Below are 26,787 nucleotides of genomic sequence, written 5' to 3'. Positions count from 1 at the left end.
GCGGCGGGGCGGTTGCCCGCCCCTGCCCTGTCTTATAGGCCCAGCGCCTTGCGCCGTTCCTCGGCAAAGCCCTGCACCATGCGGTCGGCGATCAGCGCGAGGATGGCCATCGCCGCCCCGGCTGAGATACCAAGCCCCACATCCGCCTGCCCCAGCGCCAGATAGATCGACTGACCCAGACCGGTGGTGCCGATCAGCGCCGCGATCACCAGCATCGCAAAGGCATAAAGGATGGTCTGGTTCAGCCCCAGCAGGATGGTCGGCGCGGCATAAGGCGCGCGCACGTCGCGCATGATCTGCCACTCGGTCGCACCGCTGGAAATGGCGGCCTCCATCATTTCCTCGGGCGTGTTGACCAGCCCGTGCCGCGTGTAGCGGATCATCGGAACGATGGCATAGGCACAAATGGCGAGGAAGGCCGAGAACTCTCCGATCTGAAAGACCATCAGCACCGGGATCAGGAACACGAACAGAGGGATCGTCTGCAACATGTCGCAGATCGGGCGCACGATGGTCCAGACCGGCGACCAGACCGCGCTGGCCAGGCCGATCAGCCCGCCCAGCACGGCGCAGAAGAATACCGCAGCACCGCTTAGGTAGAGCGACAGCAACGCGCGTTCCCAAAGGCCCGAGACGAGGATGGTGCAGAGCAGCCCCACCGACAGCGCGGCCAAACGCCAGCCGCCAGCGACCCAGCCCAGCGCGGCAGCGCCGGTCAGGACAAAGGGCCAAGGCAGGTTGGCGATGCCGGTCTCCAACATGCCGATCAGGATCAGAACCACCAGCCCTCCGGTCAGATGCCCGCGCCACGCCATCATCAAGGCGATGGCGGCACCCACGGCAAAGAGGCCGTAGCTCATCGCGGGTGTCCATGCGAAGCCCCAAGTGAAAGGCAGCACCGCCTGATCCAGCCCGATCCGCAGCGGCAGCAGCACGTAGAACAGCGAATTGTTCTTGAGCGCATCCAGCCACGGCCCGTTGGCCTGCGTGAACGCGGTCAGGCCGCTGTCGATCGCCTCGGCCATCGGGTCCAGAACGGTCAGTTCGGACGGGTTCGGCAGCCAGGCCCAGAAAGCGGCGGTAAACAGTACCGCAAAGCCCAGCATCGCCCAGACAACGCGGCTGTCATAGCGTTTGCGTTCGGTGGCCAGAGTGCCGCTCATCCGGTCAATGACGACGGCAAAAACAACGATGACCAGACCGGCCATCAGGGATTCGCCGAACTGCGCCTTGCGCATGGTCAGCAGGACCTCCCAGCCGATGTCGTTGAAGCCGCCGATGACAGCGGCGATGATCACCATCGACAAGGCCGCCATCAGGCATTGGTTCACACCGACCATGATCTGCGTGGTCGCTGCCGGGATCTCGACCTGAAACAATTGCTGGAAGCGGGTGCCGCCGGACATGATGGCGGCTTCCTTGATCTCGGATTCGACCCGTTCAAGCCCCAGCATCACGTTGCGCGCCATGGGCGGGGCCGCGTAGATGGCCGAGGCGATCAGACCGACAACCGGGCCAAAGCCAAAGAGCAGCAGCAGCGGCGTCAGATAGGCGAAGGTCGGCACGGTTTGCATGATGTCCAGCACCGCCTGCACGAATGACTTCACCCGAGGCACCTCGTTCGCGAGGATGCCGATCGCGCCGCCCATGATCAGCGCAACCGGAACAGACACGGCGACCAGAGCCAGCGTATTCATGCTTTCGGCCCAATAGCCCGAGGCAAGAACGAAGCTGAGGCCAATGAACCCCAGCGCCGCCATTGGCAGGCCACCCAGATACCAGCCCAATGCAGTGACGATACCGATCAGGATCGGCCAGGGCGTGTTGCCCAGCACATAATTGGCGGCATCCATCGGATAGGTCATCAGGTCCGAAAACAGCCGCATGGCCGGTTTGATGCCGTTCAGAAACCAATCCAGAAACGCCCCGACCCACTGTGTCGCGGGCAGTTCCCACGCGGCGGGCCATTTGACCAGCCACGGGGCGTGCGCTTCCAGTGCAAGACACACCGCACCAACGATCACGGTGATCAGGGCGGCCTGCGCCCCCGCGGTCAGGCGTGCCTGCTGCGCGGGGATGTCCGTCACGGCGGTCATGTCTCATCCACCTGTAAGGCCGCGGCCAGATCCGACGGATGCACCGTGCCGACGACATTTCCCGCAGCATCGCGGACGGGCACGGGATCATATAGCTCCATGCAATGCGCCAAAGCAGCGTCCAACGTCATCGAGGTGGTCAGGCCGGGGTCATCCGGGCCGCATGTGGCCTCATCCCGCATCACCGAGGCGACCTTGGCGTGCTGGCCTTTTGCCACGTCTTTCGAGAACTCGCGCACATAGTCGTCCACCGGACGCAGCACGATATCCGTCGGCGTGCCGATCTGAACGATCTTGCCATCGCGCATGATGGCGATGCGGTCGGCCAGTTTCAGCGCCTCCTGGATATCATGGGTGATGAAGACGATGGATTTCTTCAACGTCGCCTGAATGCGCAGGAATTCGTCCTGCAACTGTCGGCGGATCAGGGGATCGAGGGCCGAGAATGGCTCGTCCAGGAACCAGATATCGGGGTTCACGGCAAGGCTGCGCGCAATCCCCACACGCTGCCGCTGTCCGCCGGAAAGCTGGCGTGGGAAGCTGTCTTCACGCCCCTCCAGACCAACCAGCGAGATCACCTCTTGCGCGCGCGCCAGGCGTTCCTTTTTGCGCACGCCCTGAACACGCAGCGGATAGGACACGTTTTCGGCGACGGTCATGTGCGGGAACAGGCCGAAATGCTGGAACACCATGCCCAGCTTCTTGCGGCGCAGATCGGTCAGCACTTTCTTGGACGCGCCGATGACATTCTCGCCATCCACGCGAATCTCCCCGCCCGTTCCGGGCAACAGTTGCGAGATGCAGCGGATCAGCGTCGACTTGCCCGAACCCGACAGGCCCATGATGACGAACAACTCGCCCTCGCGAACTTCGAAATTGGCGTCCTGAACGGCCGGAATGAACCCACCTTCGCGCAGTTCGGCGGCGGCTTTGTCGGCGTCATTCCCTGACCGAGACAGCGCGTCGGTCAGGGCCTTGTCAGCGCCTTGGCCAAACACCTGCCAGAGGTTCTGGCAGGCGATGGCTGGCGTATTAACGTCGGTCACTTAGGCAAGCTCACTGCGTTGCCGCGTCAACGACCGGACGCCACTTGCCTTCGTTCTCGGCCATCCATGCGGCGACCACTTCTTCGACCTTGCCGCCATCGACGTCGATCGCACCCATCATCGGCTGCTGGTCTTCGACCGCCAGCTGATAATTGGTCAGGATTTCATAGGCAGCGGGCCATTTATCCGCCATACCGCTCCAACCGGCCTTGAAGATGCGCGAAGGCGAGAAATCGCAATCGTTCACTGCATTGGGGTTCGGGCCCCATGCCGGATCGTTGAAGCACGCCTCTTCCCCGGCGGGCAGGTCGACAAACTGCACATCATAGGCCGACATCGCCCAATGCGGCTGCCAGAAGGTGATCAGCAGCGGCGACTTGCGCTCGGTCGAGGCGCGCAGTTCGGCGATCAAGGCCCCCTCGGACCCGGCAGGGACCGCTTTGAACGGCAGCTCAAGCCCGGTCATGCGATCCGCGCCGGGCGTGCCCCAATCCGCCGGATAGTCAACCAGACGGCCGCCGGGCAGCGTTTCCGCCGTGGCAAAGACCTGCGCACAGTCCTTGAGGGCTTCCCACGCGGGCAGACCCGGGCACAGTTCGGCCACGTGCGCCGGGTAGGCAATGCCTTCCTTGGCATCCAGACCCAGATCGCCAATCTCGACGACAGTGCCTTCATCGATCTTCTTGGCGTATTCGTCCGACACGTTCGACGACCAGATTTCCAGCGTCGCATCGATGTCGCCATCGGCCAGCGCCTGGAACTGGTTCATCATGCCAGCGGTGACATATTCCACGTTGTAACCCGCAGCCTTCAGCATCTCACCGGCGACATGCGTGGTGACGTGCTGACCGGTCCATTCGTTGATCGCCAGCTTGATCGGCTCGTCCACGGCACCCATATCCGCCGCCTGCGCCGATCCCGCGACCGCCAGAGCCAGAAGGCTCACACTCAGTTTTTTCATGGATTTTCTCCCTGTCTTCTTACTTTTGCCCACCCCGGCAGGCACAGCCCGCCGGCAGAACTGTCTTGTGACAATACCATGTCGCAACATGCACAAATTTCGCCGGAAAAGGAAAGTCATCAGTTTGAGTGTGGCCGTGAAAAACCCGTCAGGCCAGATTACCGATTTCCCCAACACGGCTTTGCACACCGCCCCGACCCGTCGCGGTTTTCCACCATTCGGCAAAAATCGTTGACTGACGAGTCAATCAGAAACCTTTTTGCGTTCGTTTGTCTAGGATTTCTTTGACAAATCTTCGCAACGCTCGGGCCCCGCCGACCATTATGCACCCACAGTTGGCTGAAAATAACGCTTGCCAAACAAGAACAAAAAGAAAACATTTAACGCGGAGGGTGGCGAACATGCATTCATTTGACGAAATTTTCGAAATGGCGGCAAACCGCCACGGCGGCCCAAAGGCCTTGGCCGAAAAGCTGAGTAAACCCAAAAGCACAGCGGAACTTGCAGCAATGCCCGAGGATCGCTGGCTGTCGATACTCACCAAATGCATCTTTCAGGCAGGGTTCAACTGGAAGGTCATCGAAAACAAGTGGGACGGGTTCGAGGCCGCGTTTGACGGCTTTGATGTCGGGCGTTGTGCCTTCATGGATGACGAAAAGTTCGATTCCCTGCTGCAGGACACGCGCATTGTCCGCAATGGCACCAAGATCGCCACCGTCCGCGACAACGCGGCCTTTCTGCTGGAACTGCGCGAGGATGGCGGCGCGGGACAGGTTCTGGGCGGGTGGCCCTCGACCGACTATATCGGCCTGCTGGACATGCTGGCCAAACGTGGGTCGCGCCTTGGCGGGGCTTCGGCCCAATATGCGATGCGGTTCGCTGGGCGGGACAGTTTCATCCTGTCACAGGACGTCACCGCCCGGCTGATTGCCGAGGGCGTGATCGACAAGCCTGCGACCTCGAAAAAGGCAATGAGCGCCGTTCAGGACGCGTTCAATACTTGGATGGATCAGTCCGGGCGGGGCCTGACGGAAATAAGCCGGGTCCTCGCGATGAGTTTATGAAATCGGCTTGCGGATTGGCAGCCTCGCGCTAGGGTTGATCCTATGGTTTTGCGTGTGCTGTTTTTGGCCCTGTTGCTATTGTCGTCCTGCGGTCGCCCCCTGACCGAGCAAGAGCGCGCATTTGCCACCGCCGTGCAGGGCGACACCCTGAACCTGGATCGTGTCCGGCTGGTCGATGGCGCGCCCGTGACCGAGGTCACCTATTTCCGCGAGGCGCGGCCAAGGCTGGCCTGCCGCGAACGCATCCTGCCACCGATGGGAGAGGGCGAATTCAGAGGAAAACCCGCAGCGGTCGCGCTGTTCAACAAGGTCTATTTTTCGAACGGCTGGTATGTGGAAGACTACATGTCCGACTTCCCGGACGAAATGAATCTGGTCGCCGCCATGCTGCTGGCCCATGAACTGACCCATGTCTGGCAGTGGCAGAACCGCAAGACCACCGGCTACCACCCGCTGCGCGCGGCGTTCGAACATGGCGGGCGCAAGGACCCCTATCTTTTCGATCTGGATAACTCGCCCGATTTCCTGTCCTACGGGTTCGAGCAGCAGGGCGCGATTGTCGAGGAATATGTGTGCTGCCGTGCGCTGGACCCGCAGGCGAAGCGCACACAACGGCTGCACACCATGCTTGGCGCGCATTTCGATCTGTCGCCCCTGCCCGACAAAGGCCGCGAACGCGATGTGGTCATCCCGTGGAGCGATGCAGAAGTTAAGGGCATCTGCAGCTAAGGCCTCAATTCACCTGAATGGTTTTCAGATAGGCCACCAGATCGACGATGGGCTGGCTGGTCAGGACCGGCTGACCTTCGGGCGTTTTGATCGACGTTTCCTGCCCGTCGAAATACGGCCCGTAAACCGGCATCGGGCTGCCATGACTGACCAGCGGCTCGCGCCCGTCGATCCGCGCAACCACGCGGGCGATGGGGAATACGCCATCCTCACCGGCCAGCTTGGTCAGATCGGTCGGCTGGATCACCAGAACACCCGCCATCGGGCCATGCCCCGTCGCCTCGATCCCGTGGCAGGTGGCGCAATAGTGCTGATAAAGCTCGGCGCCTTTGTCCGCCTCTTGCGCTGAAGCCATTGCCGCACAACTGATTAGGCCTGCCCAAAGTACCGCTCTGATCATCGCATCCTCCTGCTCCGATTGACATTTGCAGGCTTGCCCGGCGCGCGGCTTGGCGCAATGATCCAGATCAACGAAAGCAGCAAGCGAGGGTTCGGGCCATGACACAATACGCAGCCATCATGCTGGCCGCCGGAATCGGTGTTCCGATCCTTGCCGCGCTGAACGCCGCGCTGGGGAAACTGATCGGCTCACCCACCGCGGCCGCCGTGGTCTTGTTCGCCATCGCCTTTGGCTCATCCGCGATCGTGATGCTGCTGTTTCCCGGGGTCGAGGCGATTTCCAAAGTGGCGCAGGCCCCCAAACACCTGCTGCTGGCCGGGGTTCTGATCGCCTTCTACGTTCTGTCGATCACCCATGTCGCGCCGCATTTCGGGGTTGGAAACGCGGTGTTCTTCGTCCTGCTGGGGCAGTTGATCAGCACCGCGGCGATTGATCACTTTGGCCTCTTCGGCGCGCAGGTCACGCCGCTGACATGGATGCGCGCGGGCGGGATTGCGGTGATGGCGGTTGGCGTGGCGATCACTCAATTGGCCTGAGCACGCCGCCTTCCAGCCGAACCATCCGGTCCATCCGCGCCGCGAGATCCATGTTGTGGGTGGCAATCAGGGCCGACAGCCCTTCGTCCCGGACCAGCGACATCAGCGCGTCGAACACCTGATCCGAGGTCTCGGGGTCCAGATTGCCGGTGGGTTCATCCGCCAGCAGGACACGCGGCGCATTCGCCAGCGCACGGCAAAAGGCAACGCGCTGCTGTTCGCCACCGGACAGGGCGGCGGGCCGATGCCCCGCGCGTCGCGCGACGCCTACACGATCCAGCAAGGCCATCGCCCGCTGCTGCGCCGCCTTTTCGGACACACCGTTGGCCAGTTGCGGCAGCGTGATATTTTCCAGCGCGGTGAATTCCGGCAGCAAATGGTGAAACTGATAGACAAAGCCCACATCCTGCCGCCGCAGCGCGGTGCGGGTCCGGTCGCCCTTGCCGGTCGCGCTTTGGCCCACGATCTGGACCGCGCCGTCATCCGGCGTGTCCAGCAACCCGGCGATGTGCAAAAGCGTGGATTTGCCCGCCCCCGAAGGGGCGACCAGCGCAACCGCCTCGCCCGCGCGCAGGTCCAGATCGACGCCGCGTAACACCTGAACCTCGCCCGGTGTGCCTTTCAGATAAGTCTTGGTCAGGCCGCTCAGCCGCAGTGTCACCTCACTCATAGCGCAGCGCCTCGACCGGGTTCAGCCGCGCCGCGCGGCGGGCGGGGAAATAGGTAACAAAGAAGGACAGGCCCAGCGACAGTCCGATGGCCTTGAGCACATCGCTCAGATGCAACTCGGCGGGCAACGCGTAGATGCCGCGAATGGACGGGTCCCAGACGCCGCCGCCCATCACGTAATTCACGAACGAGAATATCGGGTCGATATGGATCGCAAACAGGCAGCCAAGGATCACTCCCATCGCCGTACCGATGATGCCGGTAAACGCGCCGCAGATGAAAAAGACCCGCAGGACCGAGCCTTCGCTCAGGCCGATTGTGCGCAGAATGCCGATATCGCGGCCCTTGTTTTTCACCAGCATGATCAGGCCCGAGACAATGTTCATCGCCGCAATCAACACGAGGATCGACAGGATGATGAACATCACGTTGTCCTCGACCTCCAACGCGCGCAGGAACCCGCCCGAGGCGTCCTGCCAGGTCCAGATCTGGCTGCGCTCGCCTGCGGCCTCGATGATCGGGATCAGGATCGGAGTCAGGTCCTCGGGGCGTTCGACCATCACCTCGATCTCGTCCGCCACGCCTTCGCGGTTGAAAAAGCCCTGCGCCTGAGAAAACGGCATGTAAACGCGGGTGCGGTCGATGTCGTAGCGGCCTGCCGAAAAGACATAAACCACGCGATAGGCATTCACGCGCGGCGAGGTGCCAAAGGCGGTTTTGACCCCGTTGGGCGAGGTCAGCTTGACCGTATCCCCCACCGTTGCCCCGACGCTGCGCGCCACGCCTGATCCGATGGCGATCACATCCTCGCCGCTCTGAAACTGTGACAGGTCGCCCACGGCCTGCTCGCTTTGGGCCACGCCGGGCAAATCGCGCAGATCGTCGGGGCGGATGCCAAACACCTCGACCCCGCTGCTACGGTCGCGGTTGGTGATCAGGACCTGCCCCTTGACCAGCGGCGCGGTGCGCTGAACGCCCGGAACCTGCGCAATGCGCTCGGCCTGCTGCTCATAGTCGGGCATGGTGCGGTCCACGCGCCCCTGCGCGTCGATCTGACCCGAGGAATAGACGGTGACATGGGCGTTCGCCCCCAGAATGGTGCCCACGAACTCGGACCGGAACCCGGACCGGACCGCCAGCGTCGCGATCAGGGCGAAGACAGCCAGCGTGATCCCGATCAGCGAAATCCATGTCATCACGCTGACGCCACCCTCGGCGCGGCGGGCGCGCAGATAGCGCCATGCGATCTTCCATTCGAAAGGGGCAAAAGGCGGGGGGGTCTTGGCCATGCCTGCTCCGGCGGTTGTTGTGTGCGGGGACCCTTTCGGCATTTCGCCGGATGGTCAAGCCGGTAGTGGGTTCAAGGCGCGTCAGGCACCGCGCAGGACGCGGCATTCAGCGCAAAAACCCGGTGCGAATCAGTTTTCGAGCGCTGGATGGCAGTTCTGGTAAAAAGAGATTTGAGAGCGGCGATTATACCGCTGGTTGTGATGCCGTTCACAGACAGGGCGGTATTGTTTCAGCTATGAAGTCAATGTAGCTGTCGCGTGAGCGACTGAATTCAAACTGCAACATATTTGTAAGCAATTTTATTTCGTCTTTTGCTTATTTAGCGAAACTTTGTCACCCTTATTGTGGGGGAACACATTTAACGAGCGGGGGTCGCTCATGTTTATGGATACGAGTACACAAGGGTCGGGCCCGATTTTGGCCCAAAAAGCATCATCAGAACTGGATTGTGAAAGCGCGGCCCTGCTGCGCGCAGCCATCCGCCCGGTATTTGCCACGGCGGCAAGCTGGGCGAATTTGGCGGATGTCCTGAGGGACAAGGGATACCGTCTGGCCTTCCGCGAAGGGCGGCTGTGTATCACCGACCGCGCCACCGGCGCACGGGTTTGCGGGATACGTTTTCTGGGCTTCGAACTTCGGGATCTGGTCAGACGCATGGGACGCCCCATCGTCGTAGCGCGTGGCAACGGCGCGGATGGCGAGGTGCTGATCACCCGGCCGACAAACGGCCACGGCTAAAACCTGCGCCAGACCTGAACCGACCGGCGCAGGGATTTTGACAGACTGTGACGGGCCGCCGCCCGGATGGCGTCAGGAGTATCGGATCGGCGCAACAGTTCAGCCATCAGTTTTGCGGGCATGTGGCCGCGCTGGTAGAACCTTTGAAAATCCTGCTCAGTCAAGCCCCGCGCGGTTTGGAACCCCGCGTAGTAATTTACCCAGACCCGCGCGTAATCCTGACCGGTTGTGGTATCGTCGCTGGTCGCCCCCCTGTCCCAGAACAGGGAAATCGCATCCTCCATCCGCTCACCCCGATAACCAGCCCCGATCATCCGCAGCATCAGGTCGTAATCCGCCGCAATGCGATATTGCGTGTCATGCCCGCCCAGGGCCATGAATACATTCCGTTTGATGAACACCGAGTTGTGGCAAAACGGCATGCGCTGCAGGATCGCTTTCAGCGACATCCGGTGAAAGGGTTTTTCCGAACCATCTTCGAACCGCTGCACGGTCGAGCCGTACAGAAAATCGGGCCGGGTCGCCCGCAGCCTGTCTGCCGCAATGTTCAGAATGCCATCCGACACCAGAGAGTCATCGGAATTGAGAAACAGCAGATACGCACCACGCGCCGCCTGCGCGCCCTTGTTCATCGCGTCATACAGCCCGGCATCGGGTTCGGTAATGAACCGGGTGCGCGGCGCGGCGGCGGTCAGGTCCTGAATGAACGCGACGGTTCCGTCCGACGAGGCGCCATCCTGAATTACATGTTCCGCCTGCGCACAATTCTGCCGCGCCATGCAATCGATGACGCGGCGAAAACTGTCCTGTCGCCCTTGCGACAGCAGTTTGTAGGTCGCGGTGACGACCGAGATCAGCGGCGCGTCGCCTGGATCAGGCGATCTGCTCATAAATCTCGGCGATTCTGGTGACGGCGGCCTCGGGGCTCAGTTCCTCGCTCTCGCCGGTGCGGCGGCTGGTCAGTTCGACAACGCCGTTCTTCAACCCGCGCGGCCCGACCGTGATGCGCCAGGGCAGGCCGATCAGGTCCATCGTCGCGAATTTGCCGCCCGCGCGTTCGTTGCGGTCGTCGTACAACGGCTCAAGGCCCAGCGCGGTCAACGCCTTGTAGAGGTTTTCGCAGGCCGCATCCGCCTCTTCATCACCCTGTTTCAGGTTCACGATCCCGCAGTGGAACGGCGTCACCCCTTCAGGCCAGATGATGCCTTTGTCGTCATGGCTGGCCTCGATGATCGCACCGATCAGGCGGCTGACGCCGATGCCGTGGCTGCCCATATGGACCGGAACCGGCTTGCCGTCGGGGACTTGTACGGTTGCGCCCATCGCCTCGGAGTAATTTGTGCCGAAATAGAAAATCTGACCAACCTCGATCCCGCGCGCCACGCGGCGGCGGTCTTCGGGGATCTGATTGAACAGGGCTTCGTCATGCGTCTCATCGGTGCGGGCGTATTTCGAGGTGAACTCATCCATGATCGCCTGACATTGCGCGCGGCTGTCATAGTCGATCTCGCGGTCGCCAAAGGTCAGATCGGTAACGGCGCTGTCATAGAACACCTCGGATTCACCGGTGTCGGCCAGAACAAGGAATTCATGCGTATAGTCGCCGCCGATGGGGCCGGAATCGGCGCGCATCGGGATCGCCTGCAGGCCCATGCGTTCGTAGGTGCGCAGGTAGCTGACCAGATGGCGGTTATACGCGTGCAGCGCGTCTTCCTTGGTCAGGTCGAAATTGTAACCGTCCTTCATGTAGAACTCGCGGCCCCGCATCACGCCGAAACGCGGACGGATTTCGTCGCGGAATTTCCACTGAATCTGATAGAGCGTCAGCGGCAGGTCTTTGTAGCTGTTCACGTGGCCGCGGAAGATGTCGGTCACCAGTTCTTCGGCGGTCGGTGTGAAAAGCATATCCCGGTCATGCCTGTCCTTCATCCGCAGCATTTCCTGACCGTAGCCGTCATAGCGCCCGGATTCGCGCCACAGGTCCGCCGATTGCAGGATCGGCATCTGGATGGCGATATGCCCTGCCCGCGCCTGTTCCTCGTGCACGATGTTTTCCAGCTTGCGCAGCACTTTGAAGCCAAGCGGCAGCCACGAGTATATCCCAGCAGCGGCCTGCTTGATCATCCCGGCGCGCAGCATCAGCCGGTGGCTGACGATCTGGGCCTCGGACGGGTTTTCCTTGAGAACGGGCAGAAAGTAACGGCTGAGGCGCATTTCGTAACCTTTTAGGTGGAACTTCAACATTCAGGTGATTATGCCAAACCCCCGCCGGGGGCAATCGGGCATTGGCGTTTTTGCGGTCTCCGACCGATTGGTTTGGCAATTGACCTGCCCAAGACGGATTTCAGATGCGGCCATTCGGAGCCGCCGCGCCGCAAATCCACCACTACGGAAATCAACCTCATGAACCGCTTGCATCGGTCCGCCCCTTGGGCCAAGAACATCTGAAAGCGCCTGAACAAGGGGACGGACATGGCTTTGCCTGTAAAGGATCAGCTCAGATATTGGGGCATCGCTACGGCGATCTTTGTGCTGATCCTGTGGGCACTTGGCGATGTCCTGCTGCCCTTTGTGATCGGTGGCGCAATTGCCTATTTCCTGGACCCGGTCGCGGATCGGCTGGAAAATCTGGGCCTGTCGCGCATGGCGGCGACCGGCATCATCACCGTTGTCGGCGTGCTGGGCTTTGTGGTTGGCATCCTGGCGGTCGTGCCCGCTTTGATCACGCAGCTGATCGACCTGATCGATGTGATGCCCAGCCTGTTCAAAGAGCTGCGCGCCTTTATAGAAAAACAGTTCCCCTCCATTCTGGACCGCGAATCCAGCTCTCACCAATTTCTGGTGTCGCTGGGCAACACGCTGAAATCCAAAACCGGCGATGTGCTGCAATCGGTTGTCACCTCGCTGGGGTCGGCCATCAACGTAGTTGTCCTGCTGGTCATCGTTCCGGTCGTTGCAGTCTACCTACTGCTGGACTGGGACCGCATGATCGCCCGGATCGGAGAGCTTCTGCCGCGCGATCACGCCCCCACCATCAAACGGCTGGCGGGTGAGATTGACGGTGTTCTGGCCTCGTTCGTGCGCGGCATGGGGACGGTCTGCCTGATCCTCGGGACCTACTATGCCGTGGCGCTGATGCTGGTGGGCCTGCAATTTGGCCTGATCGTCGGGTTCATCGCCGGGCTGGTGACCTTCATCCCCTATCTCGGCGCATTGATCGGCGGCACGCTGGCCATCGGGCTGGCGCTGTTCCAGTTCTGGGGCGATTGGGCCCATGTGGGGCTGGTGGCCGGTATCTTCGCCTTGGGTCAGGTGACCGAGGGCAACTTCCTGACACCCAAGCTGGTCGGCAGTTCCGTCGGTCTGCACCCGGTCTGGCTGCTGCTGGCGCTGTCGGTGTTTGGCGCGCTGTTTGGCTTTGTCGGCATGCTGGTCGCCGTACCGGTGGCCGCCGCACTAGGCGTTCTGGCGCGGTTCGCGACCTCGCTGTATCTGGACAGCCGTCTCTATACCGGTCTGGAAGACCAGGATCAGGAAGACGCGTAAATGGCCCGACAGCTTAGCTTTGATCTGCCAGCCAAGACCGCGCTGGGCCGAGAGGATTTTTTCGTCTCGCCCGCCAACGCGCTGGCGGTGGCGATGATTTCGGCGACCTCGTGGCCCGGCAACAAGCTGGTGCTGACCGGCCCGGCGGGCGCAGGCAAAACCCATCTGGCCCATGTCTGGGCGGCTGAAACCGGCGGCCGGATCATCAATGCCGCCGACCTGCGCCACGAGGATGTGCCCGACCTGTGCCGCACGCCAATCGCGGTCGAGGACGTGCCTGCAATTGCCGATGACATGGAACAGCAGAAAACCCTGTTCCACCTGCACAATCTGATTCTGGCCGAGGGGCATGCCCTGCTGATGACCGGGCGCTTGGTTCCGAAATTCTGGCAACTGCCGCTGGCCGATCTGCAAAGCCGGGTCGAAGGCGCGCATCATGTTGCGCTTGATCCGCCCGACGACGCGCTGTTGGGGGCGGTGCTGGCGAAGCTGTTTCTGGACCGGCAGCTCAATCCCGGCCCCGAGGTTATCGCCTATCTGGTCAAACATATGGATCGCCGCTTCGAAACCGCTGCCAATGTGGTCGCGCAGCTGGATCATCTGGCGCTGTCGGAAAAACGCGACATCACCCGTGCGCTGGCGGTCCGGGTTCTGAATGCCGATCCCAATAAGGATAATACGAATGATTGACCCGCAACCTGCGATTTCGCATCCTGTGGCCGGATCATCTGGGAACGACATGGAACAGACCGTCAAAGCCGACATTCCCGATTGGGGGCCTTTCGGAAAACCTCTGTTTGATGACCCGGGGGTCAGGGCGCTGTCGCGCGTTGGGGTTGTCGATGTGGGGTCGAACTCGGTCCGGATGGTGATCTTTGACGGCGCAGCCCGCTCGCCCGCCTATTTCTACAACGAAAAAGTCATGTGCGAACTGGGCGCGGGCCTGTCGGAAACCGGGCGCCTGAACCCTACGGGGCGGGACCGCGCATTGGCGGCCTTGCGGCGGTTCCAGCGACTTGCCAGCGATCTGGACCTGCCCGGTCTGCATGTGGTGGCCACTGCGGCTGTGCGCGAAGCAAAGGACGGCCCCGAATTCTGCAAGCAGGTCGAGGCCGAAACCGGCCTTCAGGTACAAGTCATCGATGGTCAGGAAGAGGCCCGGCTGTCCGCTCAGGGCGTTCTGCTGGGCTGGCCCGGAGCCTATGGCCTGATCTGCGATATCGGCGGGTCGTCAATGGAACTGGCCGAAATCGCAGATGGAGAGGTGGGCCGGCGCATGACCTCGCCCCTTGGTCCGCTCAAGCTGCGCGACATCAAGGGCGGGCGGCGGGCCCGCAAGGCGCATATCAAATCCACGATGGAAGAGCTGCGCGACAATATGGGAAAGCAGCGGGACCGTCTGTTCCTTGTCGGCGGCAGTTGGCGCGCCTTTGCGCGGTTGGACATGCTGCGCCGGGGATATCCGCTGAACGTGCTGCACGAATACCGCATGACCACCAAGCAGGTGCACCAAACCATCAAATTCATCGAAGCCAACGACCACGACAAGCTGCGCAGCAACGCCGGTGTCTCGAGCTCGCGCATGGCGCTGATCCCCTATGCGATGGATGTTCTGGCCCGTCTGATCCGGACGTTCAAACCCAAGGATATCGCAATCTCAAGCTACGGTATCCGCGAGGGTCTGTTATACGAACAGATGTCGCCCGAGCTGCGCGACCGCGACCCGCTGATTGAGGCAAGCCGGTTCTCCGAATCCAAAGACGCCCGTCTGCCGGGGTTTGGCCGCCACCTGTTCGAGTTTGTGATGCCCCTGTTCAAATCCGCCCCTCCGGCGCGGGTTCGACTGATCAAGGCGGCCTGCCTGTTGCACGACGTCAGTTGGCGCGCCCATCCCGATTACCGGGCCGAGGTCTGCTTTGACAACGTGACGCGCGCCAATCTGGGCGGGCTGAAACACGCTGAGCGGATTTTTATCGGTCTGGCCCTGCAACACCGCTACCGCAACAAACGCGAGAGCAACCGGTTCACCGAACTGTATGATCTGCTGGATGAGCACGGGCAGAAACAGGCCGAGGTTCTGGGCAAGGCGATGCGGTTCGGGGCGATGCTGTGGATGCACAACGACGCCAATATGGGGCGGATGCGGTTCTATCCAAAAAGACGACAGCTTGATCTGTTCCTGCCCAAAGCCGCTGGCCCCTTGTTCAACGAGGTTGCCGAAGCGCGGTTGAATTCCCTTGCCAGCACCCTGAAATCCGAAACCCGGGTGATCATCAAAGGCTGAACCGGCTTAAATGTCGGTCAGACCGTCATCGGGGGCCTCTTCGGCCTGATTTGGTTCGTCCAATGGTTCCTGGGGTGGCTTTTTGCGAATGATGATATCACCGTTGGGCAGAATTTCGGGTGCCTCGTAGACGCTCCAGTCTTCGATCTCACCGGCAAGCTCTGCCAGTGCGGGCCCCATTTCTTCAAAGAATGACTGCATGGCCGGACCGAATTTCTGCGCCAGCCCAAGCAGTTCCTCCAGAGTGGGCGACATCTCTTCCCGCAGGCCTTCGAAGAACAGTTCGGCCCCCTGCTCCATCAGGGATTTGCCGCTGTCTTCCTCGGCGAAGGCGGGCGTGGCAAGGGCGGCGGAAACCGCGCCGATCATCAGGACATGTCTCATGCTGAAAATATAGGCCAGCCGGGGCGCGCTTGAAAGATCACAGATCGATATCCAGCGTCACGGGAAAATGGTCCGAGGCGGTCAGCAACGCATCCCGCAATTCGGGCCGGGACCAGCAGTCCGTGTCACGAAACGGATGCCAGATGCGCCAGGCCGGGCGGCGCGCGCGCAGGTTTTGGGTGACCATTATGTAATCCAGAAGCGCCTCGAGATATTTGCCCTCTTTCGGCCTCGCAAACCGCGCCGTCGACGGCACAGACCCCGGACGCGGGCCGTGCGCCGTGACCGCGTGGGGGTCAAACAGCCCGGCCTGCAGCACAATCTCGACCGAGGAGCGCCCGAACAGATGTTCGAACTCATCCAGACCGGGCCCGTCGTTCAGATCGCCCAACAGGACCACGGGCTCATCCGCCGCCACATGCGCCGCGACCCGGCGGGCCAGCCAGATCGCCTGCGCCAGTTGCTTGCGCCGGTTGGCGATCGAGATACGGATCGCTTCGTCGCGGCTTTCAGCCCCGTGCGGCGCTTTGGACTTCAGATGCGCACCGATCAGGCGGAACGCGAACCCCGCCCGCGTTTCCACCGCCAGTTCCATCGGAGGTTTAGAGAACCGCACCACATCCTCGGTCGCGTCCACATCCAGATCGATCCGGAATTCGCCGTCGAACCGGGGCGCATTCTGATCCTGCTGCGGGTCATGGCGCGCGGTCAGAACGTTTGGATCATATAGCAGCGCCAGTTCCTGATGCGTGTCATTGGGAAAACCCATGATCGCGTTCGAGGTGCGCAGACCAAACGCCTCGGCAAACGCCTGCAACGCCCTGACGGTATTCTGACGTTTTCCGGTGTTCGGGGCCTCGACGATCAGAACCGCATCCGCGTCAATCGCGGTCAGAACCTTGGCAATCGCTTCGACCTGCTGTGCCTTTGTCACATCGTGCCGACCGGACCAGCTGTCATCCACGATCAGCCTGTCATCCCGGTCGAACAGGTTGGCGAACCATTCGATATTGTAGGTCGCCAGCCGCATCCGATCAGGCCCGCGCGCCGTTGATCTCGTCCCAGGCGCGGTTGATATCGATCATCTTTTTCTCGGCCAACCGAATGGCTTCCTCGGGCACGCCCCGCGCCATCATGGCGTCGGGATGGGTGTCACGAACCAGTTGCCGCCAGACCTTGCGGATGTCGGGCAGCGGCATGTCATGCGGCACACCGAGAACGGTATAGGGGTCCTTTGGCGCGTCCGGTACAAACCGGGCCCGCAACGCCTGAAACTGAGCGTCTGTTTGACCGAAAATCCGGCTGACATCCTCCAGAAACTGGTTTTCGTTGGGGTGGTAAAAGCCGTCGGCCATCGCAATGTGGAACAGACCTTCCATCAGATCGCAGAGCGTGGTGCTGTCCTCGTTGAACATCCGGGCGATCTTGCGGGCATAGTCCTGATACCCGGCAACGTCGGTCCGGGCCATGTTGAAAACGCGCGCTGCGCCCTCTTCGTCCTCGCGGGCGATCTGGAAAACGTCGCGAAAAGCCGTGACCTCATCCCGCGTCACCTGCCCGTCGGCCTTGGCCATTTTCGCACCCAGCGCGATCACCGCGATGGTAAACGCCACCGACCGTTCGGGCGGCGAGCGCAGCTTTTCGAAAACGGCGGTAAGGCTTTCGCCTTGGGCCAGCGCGCTCAGCGCATCGGATATGCGGGTCCAGATCGACATGGGCGTACCCTAGCGTTCCAATCCGGGACTGTCAGGTGCGACAGATCACCTGGGCACAATAATTTTCTGCATCAGCACAAGATCCAGGCGCTGACCCCATTTGCACCCGACCTCGGGCATCCGGCCCACCTCGGCAAAGCCAAGCGCCGCGTGAAACCTTATGGCATCGGGGTTGGCTGACGAAATCCCGGCGATAAAAACATGTACGTCCTCTGCACGGGCCGAAGCCTCCAGCGCCGCCATCAAAGCCCGTCCCAAACCACGACCACGCGCGTCGGGGGCCAGTTGGATCGTATGTTCGCGGCACTGGGCATAGCCCGGACCGGCGCGGAACGGGCCGTATGTGGCGAAGCCCGCCACCTGCCCTTCCAACTCAGCAACGAGATAGCCGGGGCCACGCGACCGGATATCATCTGCGATGCTGTCTTCGCTGCGTTCCTGCGTCGTGAATGTCACCAGCGTATCGCGAATGATCGCGTTCGTGATCTGCGCGATGGCGGTCGCATCCCCAACCTGCGCCTGACGAATGCTCATTCCAACACGCGTAAGCCATGCGGTGTCTCGAATTCCGCCCGCAAGGCGGCGGGGCCGGTGTCGAACACCACATAGTCCAGTTCACCCAATTGCCGCGCCAGTGTCAGGGCATCGGGGTGATACACCACCAAGCGGCGCAACCGGCACAGGCTGTCCGGCAGCATTTGCGCGGGATGCAGGTCGCCCTGCCACTGAATCAAAGCAGGAAACAGGTTGTCGAACGGCAACCGGCCATTCGGAGGCACGGCCATCCGCCACCGCAACGCACCCCGGCTCAGATCAATGGGCTGCCCGGTGCCATCGGGAAACATCGATAGCGAGGCCTCAATGTCGCTGACCCGGCAAATCCAGTTGGTCAGGCGGGGCAGGCCCTGAAACCGGTCCAGATCGAACCATCTTGTCCGCTTGGGGTTGGGGGCATCGGGGTCAATGGCGATAGCCTCAAGATACAGCCCGTCCTTCAGGCCGAGTAACTGGTTATGGGTTCCGAATTTCTCGTGCTTTCCACCCGCCTGCAACCTGACCCCAAGCGCCGCTTCCACATGCGCCGCTGCCTCTTCCAGAGTAGTCCCAGCCACCGCGATATGATCCAGTTCCATTCGGCCCTCCATCCCAGCAACCCTACCCGCAAGGCAAAAGGGCGCAAGCCTCAGCCGCGCCCTTCTTCTGTTTGGAAATGCCTTCGGGAGAGAATGTACCGCAAGGCGAAGAAAGGGGCGAAAAGGCCCCCGCCCCGCTTTACGCCTGCGCCTCGCCGATCAGACGCAGAATATCCTGTGCCGCCTCGGGAATATTCGTGCCCGGCCCAAAGATCGCCTTGACGCCGTGATCATACAGGAACTGGTAATCCTGCTGCGGAATGACCCCGCCGCAGATCACGATGATATCCTCGGCCCCGGCCTTCTTGAGTTCCTCGACCAGTTGCGGTGCAAGGGTCTTGTGCCCTGCCGCCTGCGAGGAAATCCCGACCACATGCACATCGTTGTCCACCGCATCCTGCGCCGCTTCGGCAGGGGTCTGGAACAGGGGGCCCACATCCACGTCGAAGCCGATATCGGCAAAGGCCGTTGCGATGACCTTGGCCCCCCGGTCATGCCCGTCCTGCCCCATTTTCACGACCAGCAGACGGGGGCGGCGGCCTTCGGCCTCGGCGAAATCTTCGATGGATTTCTGGATCGCGGCAAAGCCTTCGTCGCCTTCGTAGGCCGCGCCATAGACACCGGCCAGCGTTTTCACTTCGGCGCGGTGGCGGCCGAATTCCTTTTCCATTGCCATGCTGATCTCTCCTACGGATGCGCGGGCACGGGCGGCCTCGACGGCGGCGGCCAGCAGGTTGCCACCCTCGCGGGCGGTGGTGGTCAGGGCGTCCAGTGCCTGTTGGCATGCGCCCTCGTCCCGCGTGGCGCGGATACGTTCCAAACGCGCGACCTGCGCCTCGCGCACGGCGACATTGTCGACGTCCAGAATGTCGATCAGGTCTTCCTGTTCCTTGCGATACTTGTTGACTCCGACGATCACCTCGTCGCCCCGGTCGATCATCGCCTGACGCCGCGCCGCGCTTTCCTCGATCCGCAGCTTGGGCATGCCGCTGGCGACGGCCTTGGTCATGCCGCCCATCTCTTCGACCTCTTTCATCAGGGCCCAGGCCTTTTCGACCAGCTCATTGGTCAGGCTTTCGATGTAATAGGACCCGGCCAGCGGATCGACCACATCGGTCACGCCGGTTTCCTCCTGCAGCACCAGTTGGGTGTTCCGCGCGATGCGGGCCGAGAAATCGGTGGGCAGGGCAATCGCCTCGTCCAGCGCGTTGGTGTGCAAACTTTGCGTGCCGCCCAGAACGGCGCTCATCGCCTCATAAGCGGTGCGGATCACGTTGTTATAGGGGTCCTGTTCCTGCAGAGACACGCCCGAAGTCTGGCAATGGGTCCGCAGCATTTTCGACCGCTCGGACTTTGCTCCGAAATCTGTCATCACCCGATGCCAGAGCGTACGTGCGGCACGCAGCTTGGCGATCTCCATGAAGAAATTCATGCCGATGGCAAAGAAGAAGGACAGCCGCCCGGCGAATTTGTCCACGTCCATCCCCGCCTGCGTCGCGGCCCGCACATATTCGCGCCCGTCGGCCAGCGTATAGGCCAGTTCCTGCACCAGGTTCGCGCCAGCCTCTTGCATGTGATAGCCGGAAATCGAGATCGAGTTGAACTTGGGCATCTCGTTCGAGGTGTATTCGATGATGTCCGAGATGATCTTCATCGACGGGTCCGGCGGGTAGATATAGGTGTTGCGCACCATGAACTCTTTCAGAATGTCATTCTGAATGGTGCCCGACAGGACCGACTTGTCGTGCCCCTGCTCCTCACCCGCCACGATGAAACTTGCCAAAATCGGAATTACCGCGCCGTTCATGGTCATCGAGACCGAAACCTTGTCCAGCGGGATGCCGTCGAACAGGATCTTCATGTCCTCGACGCTGTCAATCGCCACACCGGCCTTACCCACATCGCCGACCACGCGCGGGTGGTCACTGTCGTAGCCGCGGTGCGTTGCCAGATCGAAGGCGACCGAGACGCCCTGCTGACCAGCCGCCAGATTGCGGCGATAAAAGGCGTTCGATTCCTCGGCCGTCGAAAAGCCCGCATATTGGCGGATCGTCCACGGTCGCCCCGCATACATCGTGGCCTTCACGCCCCGCGTAAACGGCCCGAACCCGGGCAGCGAGCCCATATGGGGCAGATCAGCCGTGTCCGCTTGCGTATAAAGCGGCTTAACGTCGATCCCTTCGAGCGTTTCTTTAGTCAGATCATCCAATGGCCGTCCGCGCAGTTCTTTCTCAGCCAGCGCGCGCCAGTCACTTGTGTCGGTCATAGAGTCTTCCTCTTGTCAATTCGGTTCGCGGCAGGGCAAGGCCTGCGCGTGGATGTGATCCGGGTCCCGCCTCGCAGGCCACCGCGCGAATTTTTGAGCGCATTGCGCAATTCGCCGGTCGCATTCGCGCGCGCAGGGGCTATATTCAACGGGACAGGAGGCCCCATGACCCGAATGCTTGCCTTTGTTTTCTCGGCACTAATTCCGCTGGCCGCTCTGGCCGCCGACGGGGCTGCGCCTGCCGAGGACACCTTTGTCCGTCCGGTCGGCGACAGTGAGCTCAGCGAGTTTCTGTGGACCCATCGCCCCATTGTGGTCTTTGCGGATACCCCGGCTGATCCCAGATTCCAGCAGCAGATCGATATGCTGCTCGAGGGCGAAGCCGCAATGCGGGACCGGGATGTGGTGGTGCTGACCGATACCGATCCGTCGGCCCGGTCTGCGATCCGGTCCCAGCTGCGCCCGCGCGGGTTCCAGATGGTGTTCGTCGACAAGGACGGCGTGGTCAAACTGCGCAAGCCCAGCCCGTGGAGCGTGCGCGAAATCGGCAGGTCCATCGACAAAACCCCCCTGCGCGAACGCGAAATTCGCGACCGGCGCGAGGGCGGTTGAACGCTTTCGCCACGCCGCAGACCCCCGGCGCAGAACGCCGGAGCCGCAAAGCGATATGACAAAAGCGCAGTCATGATCATTCGAACTCGATGATCACATCGTCCACGGCGAGGCTATCGCCGGGGCCCGCATTGATCTTGGCAACCTTGCCCTTCTTCTCGGCGCGCAGGATGTTTTCCATCTTCATCGCCTCGATGGTGCAGAGCGCCTGACCTTCCTGCACCTCCTGCCCCACTTCGACATCGACTTTCACGATCAGGCCGGGCATCGGGCAAAGCAGCATTTTCGAGGTATCGGGCGGCAGCTTCTCGGGCATCAGCTTGGCCAGTTCTGCCTGACGCGGGCGGCGTACCAGCACCTTGAGGTCGGCTCCCCGGTTGCGGATGCGGAAGCCGCCTGCAACCTTGCCAACCTTCAGAACCAGCGGGCTGCCATCAACGTCCAAAACGGCCAGTTGATCGCCCGGTGTCCAGTCCGACGCCACGCGGAGGGTCACACCATCCTCAAACTTGACGGTTGCGCCTTCTTTGTCGGCGTTGACCTGAACAGCGAATTCATGACCTTCCAGTGACACGACCCAGCGCTTACCCACCTTACGCTCGTGGTTATCCATCCGGCCCGAAACACGGGTGCGGCGAATCTCGGCCACGCGGTGCATCGCGGCACAGGACGCCGCGATACGGCGCAGGTCAGGCTCGGGCAGTTCAACACCTTCGAAGCCTTCCGGGTATTCCTCGGCAATGAAGGCGGTGGTCATGTCGCCGCTGATGAATTTCGGATGATCCATCACCGCCGACAGGAACGGCAGGTTGTGGCCGATCCCCTCAACCTCGAAACTGTCGAGCGCCACGCGCATCGCCTCAATCGCCTGTTCTCGGGTTGGGGCCCAGGTGCAGAGCTTGGCGATCATCGGGTCGTAATACATGCTGATCTCGCCGCCCTCATAGACGCCGGTATCGTTGCGCACGGCGGCCTCGCCTTCGGGCGCGTCCCCCTGCCATTTGCCGTTGACCAGCATCGGACCGGCCGCGGTTTCCTGCGGCGGGCGATAGCGGGTCAGACGACCGATCGAGGGCAGAAAGCCGCGATAGGGATCTTCGGCATACAGACGGTTTTCGATGGCCCAGCCGGTCAGGGTCACGTCATCCTGCGTGATCGACAGCGGCTCACCTGCGGCCACGCGGATCATCTGTTCGACCAGATCGACGCCGGTAATCAACTCGGTGACCGGGTGTTCCACTTGCAGGCGGGTGTTCATCTCAAGGAAGTAGAAATTCTTTTCCCCGTCCACGATGAATTCCACCGTCCCGGCGCTGGCATAGCCAACCGCCTTGGCCAGTGCCACGGCCTGCTCGCCCATCGCCTTGCGGGTTTCGGGGTCGAGGAAGGGCGACGGCGCCTCTTCCACCACTTTCTGGTTCCGGCGCTGGATCGAGCATTCGCGCTCGCCCAGATAGATGCCATTGCCGTGGCTGTCGCAGAGCACCTGAATCTCGATATGGCGCGGCTGAGTGACGAATTTCTCGATGAAAATCCGGTCGTCGCCGAATGAATTCGCAGCCTCGTTCTTGGACGACTGGAAGCCCTCGCGCGCCTCTTCATCGGTCCATGCGATGCGCATGCCTTTGCCGCCGCCACCGGCGCTGGCCTTGATCATCACCGGATAACCGATTTCGTTCGAAATCTTGACCGCCTCATCGGCGTCCTCGATCAGCCCCATATAGCCGGGAACCGTCGAAACGCCCGCCTCCTGCGCGATTTTCTTCGAGGTGATCTTGTCACCCATCGCCTCAATCGCGCCTTTCGGGGGGCCGACAAAGGCGACGCCCTCGGCCTCTAGCGCCTCGGCGAATTTCGCGTTTTCGGACAGAAAGCCATAGCCCGGATGCACCGCCTGCGCGCCGCTTTGGCGGATCGCATCCATCACCTTGTCGATCACGATGTAGGACTGGTTCGCGGGCGGCGGCCCGATATGCACGGACTCATCCGCCATCGACACGTGCAGAGCGTTCTTGTCCGCGTCCGAGTAAATGGCAACGGTGCCGATTCCCATCTTGCGGGCGGTCTTGATGACCCGGCAGGCGATCTCGCCCCGGTTGGCGATCAGGATCTTATTGAACATGAAACGTCCTTTGGCTTGGTGTTCTGGAAACGCGAAACGCCGCCGCAGGGCATGACCCCACGACGGCGTTGTTCGCGATGACGGACGGGACGGCGCGCGCCCCGGAAAACTTCGGATTAGTTACAGCTGTTCTGCGTCTTGCAGTAGAGCACGTTGCCCGCAGCCCCGACGACCGCGCCGAACAGCGGGTCGGCGTTGAGGACCGCTGCCCCAACCGCGCCTGCGCCGCCGCCCAGAATCGCCTGCTCGCCCGTGGTGTCGCCACAGGCGGCAAGGCCCGCGCAGGTCGCAACGGCAAGGATGAGTCGTGAGAATTGCATGTTGTCTGCCCCTTCAGGTTTCTTGATTCACTGACAGGCACTTGCAGGAACAGGCCCTTGTTATTCAATAACACGGGCCGAAAGAACGGGATTTGCGCAGGATTACGCCAGTCCGGGCGCAAGGTGCACGCAAAGAAAAACGCGGACAGGACATTGTGGGGAACACAAGCCTGCCCGCGGAAGGAAGGGGTACGGAATAGTAGGTGCATGTGCGACGCAGGCAAAGTAGAGCCGCACGGCTTAGACAGAATGCACAGCACAATCGAAGCCGCAAACACTGTATTGTTTCCACGGGATTTTCCGGCTGGAAACCGCCCATTCGGCTGAATTCCGCGCAACTTCGCGCCGACAACGGTTTTGGGGTCGAAGCGCATGCAGACAGTCTGATCTGTCACTTTCCTGTTACAAACGTCGCCCGCGGCACCATCTTTCGCACATGCAGCATCACGATACCCGGTCTGCCCTGCCGTGAAAGTTCCATTGCCATGCATAAGGTTAACCGATCTGTTCACCCAGCGGTGATGGACCGGCGATTCCAATGCAATTTTCCTTGAAAAAACAGCCCGTTTTTGTCCCGTTCTCGTGATTTCCCCTGCTGACATTTGCGTGAAATTTTGCCTGTGCACACTCGCACACAAGGAAACATCCACATGATTATAAAGAGAAAAAAGGCAACTCTGCTTGCCGCCTCGGCGTTTAGTGTGACCAGCACGCTCGCTTTTGCCCAAGACGCGGGAACTCAGGCCGAACTGGAGGAGTTGCGCCTTCGCATCGAGGCGCTGGAATCCGTCGGACCGGGCTCGACCCCCGGTGATTTCAGGATCGGAAACACCTCGCTTGAAGTGTATGGCTACGTCAAAGCCGACTTCTTCTATGATTTCGACTTCGACCAGGGCGACACTGCGTTCGTGAACGTGATCGGAGAGCCCTCGGCTGCCACAAGCGGTACCTTTGGTGCCACCGTCCGCCAGTCGCGGATCGGTTTGCTGACCACCACGCCCAGCGCCATCGGTGACATTGGCGGCCAGTTGGAGCTTGACCTGTTTGCAGGCGGCGGTGCTGCCGAGTTGCGCCTGCGCCACGCCAATATCCGCATCGGCGACGAATGGCTGATCGGCCAGTTCTGGACCAACTTCCAGCCGCTGGACACCTATCCGACCTCGGTAGAATTCAACGGTCCGGTGGGTATCGCCTTCGCCCGTGTTCCGCAGGTACGTTACACCAACACAATCGGCAGCAATGCCGAGTTCGCGCTCTCGATCGAGGAAAATGTCGGCGGCTCGAACTCGGACGACCCGGTGCTCACGGCCTCGGCTGAATACAATGACGGAACCTATATCGCCCGCGGCGCCATCCTGTATGGCAAAGCCGAAGGCGGCGGTGTCGAGGTTGATCAGACCGGTCTGACCCTGTCGGGCTCGATCCGCCCGTGGGAAGGTGGCCTGTTTCAGGTCAACTACGTGACCGGTGAGGCGCTGGGCCCCTACCTGATCGGCCTCGGCGACGCGGTTGTCGGCGGTCAGGCCAATGATGTCGATGGTTTCACCGTCGAGTTCCGTCAGCAGGTGAGCGAGAAATGGAACGTCGGCATCTCTTACGGCTACGAAGATTACGATCTTCCGACCTCGACTGGTACGCTGTCCTTCACCGAGCTTGAGACGATCCACGTCAACGCCTTCTATCAGGCCACCGAGACTCTGACGCTGAGCGCCGAGTACATCTATGGCGAAAGGAACGACACGATCTCGGGTCAGAATTTCGACGGCAGCCGGGTTCAGGTTGCGGCGCAGCTGAACTTCTGAACGCATAACGCGACCCTGCCCCCTGTGGGGCGGGGTCTTCGCCAGGGCAGTCCCCGCGCGATGATATGCGGCAGCCGCGTTCACGCTCAGCCCATCCTGTCGAAGATATCGGGGAAGGATTGCCGCGCCGCATCGGGGTCAATCACCAGCAGCGCGTCGTAACTGGCCGGATCAAAGGGGTCTTCGGCCGGTACAACCTCGCGCCCGAACAGCCAGCTCAGCCGGCCGGCATCCAGATTGCCCCGCTCGAACGGCTGGTCGCCGAAATGCTCCCACAGCGCCTCAAAGAACGCCACATCCGCGCGCCGGTCCGCCGGTTTGCGGTCGCGAAACCGTTCGCGGCGGGTCAGTGGCGTGACGCCCTTGGGATTGGCGCGGCGAATGGTGAACTGATAATCCGTGCCGGGCAAACGTCCGGGGAATCCGCGATGCTTCAGCATACCGCCCCCCCTGTCGCCGACACATTCATGGGAACAATAAAGTCGCATCCGTTTGGGGATGAGGGCATAGCGCGTACCTCCAAAGCCGCATCGCTGGTCCGAGATGCCCTGACAGCATGAAAACTGTTGTTCACGGTCAGAGCCCCTCCCAGATACATCCGGATTGATCCAACCGGTAGGCTTCGAAAAACTGTGTCGCATCCGGCGCGGCATCGCCAAATTCCACCGGACGGTCGGACAGCGAGATCACGACAAGCGCAGGCTCGAGCTTGTGCTCGGCGACATAGGCAACCGCCAGCGTCTGGCACAAATGCTCCATGTCGTTCGAGGCCACGTCATAGCCGATCCGCCCGACCGATGCGCCGATCTTCGGCGCGACAAAGCGGAACCGCAGCCAAAGCTCTCCGGGGTTGTTGTCCAGCAGAACGTCGGTCAGTTCGACCGGCTGCCCCGAAGGGACAGGCAGCAGAGCCTGAGCCGACGCAGTGGAACCGAGAACCGAAAGCACCAGACATGTGGCGCAACCCCGGACCCACCAATGGCGGGCTCCTCCTTCCGGGGTCGCGCGCGCAGTGCTGTTGGCCTGCGCAGTTCTATGTCTGTCGGGACGGATCATTCAACTATTTGGCGGCCG

Annotated in this window: 27 protein-coding genes; 9 read left to right on the top strand and 18 right to left on the bottom strand. The window is 61.6% G+C overall.

What is annotated here, in order from left to right; genetic code table 11:
- Positions 1–32: 32 nt before the first annotated feature.
- From ACR0EZ_RS10975 to ACR0EZ_RS10965, 3 genes are read right to left on the bottom strand one after another with little or no spacing between them, the layout of a single operon-like run.
- On the bottom strand, positions 33–2,096 hold the full coding sequence (locus ACR0EZ_RS10975) for an ABC transporter permease (protein WP_480612944.1): 2,064 nt from the start codon (positions 2,094–2,096) through the stop codon (positions 33–35).
- Complete coding sequence (locus tag ACR0EZ_RS10970; RefSeq protein WP_480612943.1) at positions 2,093–3,142, bottom strand: quaternary amine ABC transporter ATP-binding protein; 1,050 nt, start codon at positions 3,140–3,142, stop codon at positions 2,093–2,095. The genes ACR0EZ_RS10975 and ACR0EZ_RS10970 overlap by 4 nt, the downstream gene beginning before the upstream one ends.
- Positions 3,143–3,152: 10 nt before the next feature.
- Entirely contained in the window at positions 3,153–4,103 is a 951-nt protein-coding gene (locus ACR0EZ_RS10965) for an ABC transporter substrate-binding protein (protein WP_480612941.1), read from the bottom strand.
- Between the two features lie 401 nt (positions 4,104–4,504).
- Here ACR0EZ_RS10965 and ACR0EZ_RS10960 point away from each other — a divergent pair, with 401 nt between their 5' ends.
- Both ACR0EZ_RS10960 and ACR0EZ_RS10955 read left to right on the top strand, forming a co-directional pair.
- Positions 4,505–5,167 (top strand): DNA-3-methyladenine glycosylase I, encoded by a 663-nt coding sequence (locus ACR0EZ_RS10960; RefSeq protein ID WP_480612939.1) that lies wholly within the window; start codon positions 4,505–4,507, stop codon positions 5,165–5,167.
- A 42-nt stretch (positions 5,168–5,209) separates the two neighbouring features.
- Entirely contained in the window at positions 5,210–5,896 is a 687-nt protein-coding gene (locus ACR0EZ_RS10955; RefSeq protein ID WP_480612937.1) for a hypothetical protein, read from the top strand.
- Positions 5,897–5,900: 4 nt separating this feature from the next.
- On the opposite strand, the gene ACR0EZ_RS10950 is transcribed toward ACR0EZ_RS10955, so the two are convergent.
- Entirely contained in the window at positions 5,901–6,296 is a 396-nt protein-coding gene (locus ACR0EZ_RS10950; protein ID WP_480612935.1) for a c-type cytochrome, read from the bottom strand.
- 98 nt (positions 6,297–6,394) lie between these two features.
- On the opposite strand from ACR0EZ_RS10950, the gene ACR0EZ_RS10945 reads away from it, so the two are divergent.
- Entirely contained in the window at positions 6,395–6,832 is a 438-nt protein-coding gene (locus tag ACR0EZ_RS10945) for a DMT family transporter (protein ID WP_480612933.1), read from the top strand.
- On the opposite strand, the gene ACR0EZ_RS10940 is transcribed toward ACR0EZ_RS10945, so the two are convergent.
- Together ACR0EZ_RS10940 and ACR0EZ_RS10935 are read right to left on the bottom strand one after the other, a co-directional pair.
- A complete protein-coding gene (locus tag ACR0EZ_RS10940) occupies positions 6,816–7,502 on the bottom strand; it encodes an ABC transporter ATP-binding protein (protein ID WP_480612931.1) in 687 nt (228 codons plus the stop codon). The genes ACR0EZ_RS10945 and ACR0EZ_RS10940 overlap by 17 nt on opposite strands.
- Positions 7,495–8,790, bottom strand: a complete 1,296-nt coding sequence (locus ACR0EZ_RS10935) for a lipoprotein-releasing ABC transporter permease subunit (RefSeq protein WP_480612929.1) — start codon at positions 8,788–8,790, stop codon at positions 7,495–7,497. Before ACR0EZ_RS10935 ends, ACR0EZ_RS10940 begins: the two co-directional genes overlap by 8 nt.
- A gap of 379 nt (positions 8,791–9,169) precedes the next feature.
- On the opposite strand from ACR0EZ_RS10935, the gene ACR0EZ_RS10930 reads away from it, so the two are divergent.
- Entirely contained in the window at positions 9,170–9,529 is a 360-nt protein-coding gene (locus ACR0EZ_RS10930; protein ID WP_480612927.1) for a hypothetical protein, read from the top strand.
- Here ACR0EZ_RS10930 and ACR0EZ_RS10925 read toward each other — a convergent pair.
- Together ACR0EZ_RS10925 and proS are read right to left on the bottom strand one after the other, a co-directional pair.
- Positions 9,526–10,419: a glycosyltransferase family 2 protein gene (locus ACR0EZ_RS10925; protein WP_480612925.1), complete on the bottom strand. Its 894-nt coding sequence runs from the start codon at positions 10,417–10,419 to the stop codon at positions 9,526–9,528. The genes ACR0EZ_RS10930 and ACR0EZ_RS10925 overlap by 4 nt on opposite strands.
- Positions 10,403–11,743: a proline--tRNA ligase gene (gene proS, locus ACR0EZ_RS10920; RefSeq protein WP_480613326.1), complete on the bottom strand. Its 1,341-nt coding sequence runs from the start codon at positions 11,741–11,743 to the stop codon at positions 10,403–10,405. Before proS ends, ACR0EZ_RS10925 begins: the two co-directional genes overlap by 17 nt.
- Positions 11,744–12,001: 258 nt before the next feature.
- On the opposite strand from proS, the gene ACR0EZ_RS10915 reads away from it, so the two are divergent.
- From ACR0EZ_RS10915 to ACR0EZ_RS10905, 3 genes are read left to right on the top strand one after another with little or no spacing between them, the layout of a single operon-like run.
- Positions 12,002–13,075 (top strand): AI-2E family transporter, encoded by a 1,074-nt coding sequence (locus ACR0EZ_RS10915; protein ID WP_480612923.1) that lies wholly within the window; start codon positions 12,002–12,004, stop codon positions 13,073–13,075.
- Positions 13,076–13,765: a P-loop NTPase family protein gene (locus ACR0EZ_RS10910; protein WP_480612921.1), complete on the top strand. Its 690-nt coding sequence runs from the start codon at positions 13,076–13,078 to the stop codon at positions 13,763–13,765.
- Between the two features lie 49 nt (positions 13,766–13,814).
- Positions 13,815–15,359, top strand: a complete 1,545-nt coding sequence (locus tag ACR0EZ_RS10905) for a Ppx/GppA family phosphatase (protein WP_480613324.1) — start codon at positions 13,815–13,817, stop codon at positions 15,357–15,359.
- Between the two features lie 6 nt (positions 15,360–15,365).
- Here ACR0EZ_RS10905 and ACR0EZ_RS10900 read toward each other — a convergent pair whose 3' ends face one another.
- The 6 genes from ACR0EZ_RS10900 to scpA all read right to left on the bottom strand — a co-directional run bounded on the left by ACR0EZ_RS10900 (position 15,366) and on the right by scpA (position 20,857).
- Positions 15,366–15,743, bottom strand: coding sequence for a hypothetical protein (locus tag ACR0EZ_RS10900; RefSeq protein WP_480612919.1), 378 nt, complete (start codon positions 15,741–15,743; stop codon positions 15,366–15,368).
- Positions 15,744–15,780: 37 nt separating this feature from the next.
- Positions 15,781–16,773: an endonuclease/exonuclease/phosphatase family protein gene (locus tag ACR0EZ_RS10895; RefSeq protein WP_480612917.1), complete on the bottom strand. Its 993-nt coding sequence runs from the start codon at positions 16,771–16,773 to the stop codon at positions 15,781–15,783.
- 4 nt (positions 16,774–16,777) lie between these two features.
- Entirely contained in the window at positions 16,778–17,458 is a 681-nt protein-coding gene (locus tag ACR0EZ_RS10890; RefSeq protein ID WP_480612915.1) for a TerB family tellurite resistance protein, read from the bottom strand.
- A gap of 45 nt (positions 17,459–17,503) precedes the next feature.
- Positions 17,504–17,992 (bottom strand): N-acetyltransferase family protein, encoded by a 489-nt coding sequence (locus ACR0EZ_RS10885; RefSeq protein WP_480612913.1) that lies wholly within the window; start codon positions 17,990–17,992, stop codon positions 17,504–17,506.
- Entirely contained in the window at positions 17,989–18,591 is a 603-nt protein-coding gene (locus ACR0EZ_RS10880; protein WP_480612911.1) for a VOC family protein, read from the bottom strand. Before ACR0EZ_RS10880 ends, ACR0EZ_RS10885 begins: the two co-directional genes overlap by 4 nt.
- Positions 18,592–18,730: 139 nt before the next feature.
- Positions 18,731–20,857 carry a methylmalonyl-CoA mutase gene (scpA, locus tag ACR0EZ_RS10875; protein ID WP_480612909.1) on the bottom strand — a complete coding sequence of 709 codons (2,127 nt, stop codon included), beginning with the start codon at positions 20,855–20,857 and terminating at the stop codon, positions 18,731–18,733.
- Positions 20,858–21,022: 165 nt separating this feature from the next.
- Here scpA and ACR0EZ_RS10870 point away from each other — a divergent pair, with 165 nt between their 5' ends.
- A complete protein-coding gene (locus ACR0EZ_RS10870) occupies positions 21,023–21,469 on the top strand; it encodes a DUF4174 domain-containing protein (RefSeq protein ID WP_480612907.1) in 447 nt (148 codons plus the stop codon).
- A 76-nt stretch (positions 21,470–21,545) separates the two neighbouring features.
- Here the strand turns inward: ACR0EZ_RS10870 and ACR0EZ_RS10865 are convergent, their stop codons facing one another.
- Positions 21,546–23,591 carry an acetyl-CoA carboxylase biotin carboxylase subunit gene (locus ACR0EZ_RS10865; RefSeq protein WP_480612905.1) on the bottom strand — a complete coding sequence of 682 codons (2,046 nt, stop codon included), beginning with the start codon at positions 23,589–23,591 and terminating at the stop codon, positions 21,546–21,548.
- A 116-nt stretch (positions 23,592–23,707) separates the two neighbouring features.
- On the bottom strand, positions 23,708–23,911 hold the full coding sequence (locus tag ACR0EZ_RS10860; protein ID WP_480612903.1) for a hypothetical protein: 204 nt from the start codon (positions 23,909–23,911) through the stop codon (positions 23,708–23,710).
- A 650-nt stretch (positions 23,912–24,561) separates the two neighbouring features.
- Here ACR0EZ_RS10860 and ACR0EZ_RS10855 point away from each other — a divergent pair.
- A complete protein-coding gene (locus ACR0EZ_RS10855; protein ID WP_480612901.1) occupies positions 24,562–25,713 on the top strand; it encodes a DcaP family trimeric outer membrane transporter in 1,152 nt (383 codons plus the stop codon).
- A gap of 86 nt (positions 25,714–25,799) precedes the next feature.
- Here the strand turns inward: ACR0EZ_RS10855 and ACR0EZ_RS10850 are convergent, their stop codons facing one another.
- Positions 25,800–26,153: a hypothetical protein gene (locus ACR0EZ_RS10850; protein WP_480612899.1), complete on the bottom strand. Its 354-nt coding sequence runs from the start codon at positions 26,151–26,153 to the stop codon at positions 25,800–25,802.
- Between the two features lie 136 nt (positions 26,154–26,289).
- On the bottom strand, positions 26,290–26,769 hold the full coding sequence (locus tag ACR0EZ_RS10845; RefSeq protein ID WP_480612898.1) for a DUF6497 family protein: 480 nt from the start codon (positions 26,767–26,769) through the stop codon (positions 26,290–26,292).
- Positions 26,770–26,787: the final 18 nt, after the last annotated feature.

This window comes from Ruegeria sp. AK4 (assembly GCF_056541025.1).
This window is presented reverse-complemented; position numbering and strand designations above follow the sequence as displayed.

What these genes read in the sequence shown, in the direction of transcription:
- ACR0EZ_RS10905 (WP_480613324.1), top strand. Translation starts at nt 13,815, where the DNA reads ATGGAACAGACCGTCAAAGCCGACATTCCCGATTGGGGGCCTTTCGGA.
- scpA (WP_480612909.1), bottom strand. Translation starts at nt 20,857, where the DNA reads ATGACCGACACAAGTGACTGGCGCGCGCTGGCTGAGAAAGAACTGCGC.
- ACR0EZ_RS10890 (WP_480612915.1), bottom strand. Translation starts at nt 17,458, where the DNA reads ATGTCGATCTGGACCCGCATATCCGATGCGCTGAGCGCGCTGGCCCAA.
- ACR0EZ_RS10930 (WP_480612927.1), top strand. Translation starts at nt 9,170, where the DNA reads ATGTTTATGGATACGAGTACACAAGGGTCGGGCCCGATTTTGGCCCAA.
- ACR0EZ_RS10885 (WP_480612913.1), bottom strand. Translation starts at nt 17,992, where the DNA reads ATGAGCATTCGTCAGGCGCAGGTTGGGGATGCGACCGCCATCGCGCAG.
- ACR0EZ_RS10865 (WP_480612905.1), bottom strand. Translation starts at nt 23,591, where the DNA reads ATGTTCAATAAGATCCTGATCGCCAACCGGGGCGAGATCGCCTGCCGG.
- ACR0EZ_RS10950 (WP_480612935.1), bottom strand. Translation starts at nt 6,296, where the DNA reads ATGATCAGAGCGGTACTTTGGGCAGGCCTAATCAGTTGTGCGGCAATG.
- ACR0EZ_RS10975 (WP_480612944.1), bottom strand. Translation starts at nt 2,096, where the DNA reads ATGACCGCCGTGACGGACATCCCCGCGCAGCAGGCACGCCTGACCGCG.
- ACR0EZ_RS10945 (WP_480612933.1), top strand. Translation starts at nt 6,395, where the DNA reads ATGACACAATACGCAGCCATCATGCTGGCCGCCGGAATCGGTGTTCCG.
- ACR0EZ_RS10940 (WP_480612931.1), bottom strand. Translation starts at nt 7,502, where the DNA reads ATGAGTGAGGTGACACTGCGGCTGAGCGGCCTGACCAAGACTTATCTG.
- ACR0EZ_RS10845 (WP_480612898.1), bottom strand. Translation starts at nt 26,769, where the DNA reads ATGATCCGTCCCGACAGACATAGAACTGCGCAGGCCAACAGCACTGCG.
- ACR0EZ_RS10870 (WP_480612907.1), top strand. Translation starts at nt 21,023, where the DNA reads ATGACCCGAATGCTTGCCTTTGTTTTCTCGGCACTAATTCCGCTGGCC.
- ACR0EZ_RS10960 (WP_480612939.1), top strand. Translation starts at nt 4,505, where the DNA reads ATGCATTCATTTGACGAAATTTTCGAAATGGCGGCAAACCGCCACGGC.
- ACR0EZ_RS10850 (WP_480612899.1), bottom strand. Translation starts at nt 26,153, where the DNA reads ATGCTGAAGCATCGCGGATTCCCCGGACGTTTGCCCGGCACGGATTAT.
- ACR0EZ_RS10925 (WP_480612925.1), bottom strand. Translation starts at nt 10,419, where the DNA reads ATGAGCAGATCGCCTGATCCAGGCGACGCGCCGCTGATCTCGGTCGTC.
- ACR0EZ_RS10860 (WP_480612903.1), bottom strand. Translation starts at nt 23,911, where the DNA reads ATGCAATTCTCACGACTCATCCTTGCCGTTGCGACCTGCGCGGGCCTT.
- ACR0EZ_RS10855 (WP_480612901.1), top strand. Translation starts at nt 24,562, where the DNA reads ATGATTATAAAGAGAAAAAAGGCAACTCTGCTTGCCGCCTCGGCGTTT.
- ACR0EZ_RS10935 (WP_480612929.1), bottom strand. Translation starts at nt 8,790, where the DNA reads ATGGCCAAGACCCCCCCGCCTTTTGCCCCTTTCGAATGGAAGATCGCA.
- ACR0EZ_RS10955 (WP_480612937.1), top strand. Translation starts at nt 5,210, where the DNA reads ATGGTTTTGCGTGTGCTGTTTTTGGCCCTGTTGCTATTGTCGTCCTGC.
- proS (WP_480613326.1), bottom strand. Translation starts at nt 11,743, where the DNA reads ATGCGCCTCAGCCGTTACTTTCTGCCCGTTCTCAAGGAAAACCCGTCC.
- ACR0EZ_RS10910 (WP_480612921.1), top strand. Translation starts at nt 13,076, where the DNA reads ATGGCCCGACAGCTTAGCTTTGATCTGCCAGCCAAGACCGCGCTGGGC.
- ACR0EZ_RS10880 (WP_480612911.1), bottom strand. Translation starts at nt 18,591, where the DNA reads ATGGAACTGGATCATATCGCGGTGGCTGGGACTACTCTGGAAGAGGCA.
- ACR0EZ_RS10895 (WP_480612917.1), bottom strand. Translation starts at nt 16,773, where the DNA reads ATGCGGCTGGCGACCTACAATATCGAATGGTTCGCCAACCTGTTCGAC.
- ACR0EZ_RS10965 (WP_480612941.1), bottom strand. Translation starts at nt 4,103, where the DNA reads ATGAAAAAACTGAGTGTGAGCCTTCTGGCTCTGGCGGTCGCGGGATCG.
- ACR0EZ_RS10900 (WP_480612919.1), bottom strand. Translation starts at nt 15,743, where the DNA reads ATGAGACATGTCCTGATGATCGGCGCGGTTTCCGCCGCCCTTGCCACG.
- ACR0EZ_RS10915 (WP_480612923.1), top strand. Translation starts at nt 12,002, where the DNA reads ATGGCTTTGCCTGTAAAGGATCAGCTCAGATATTGGGGCATCGCTACG.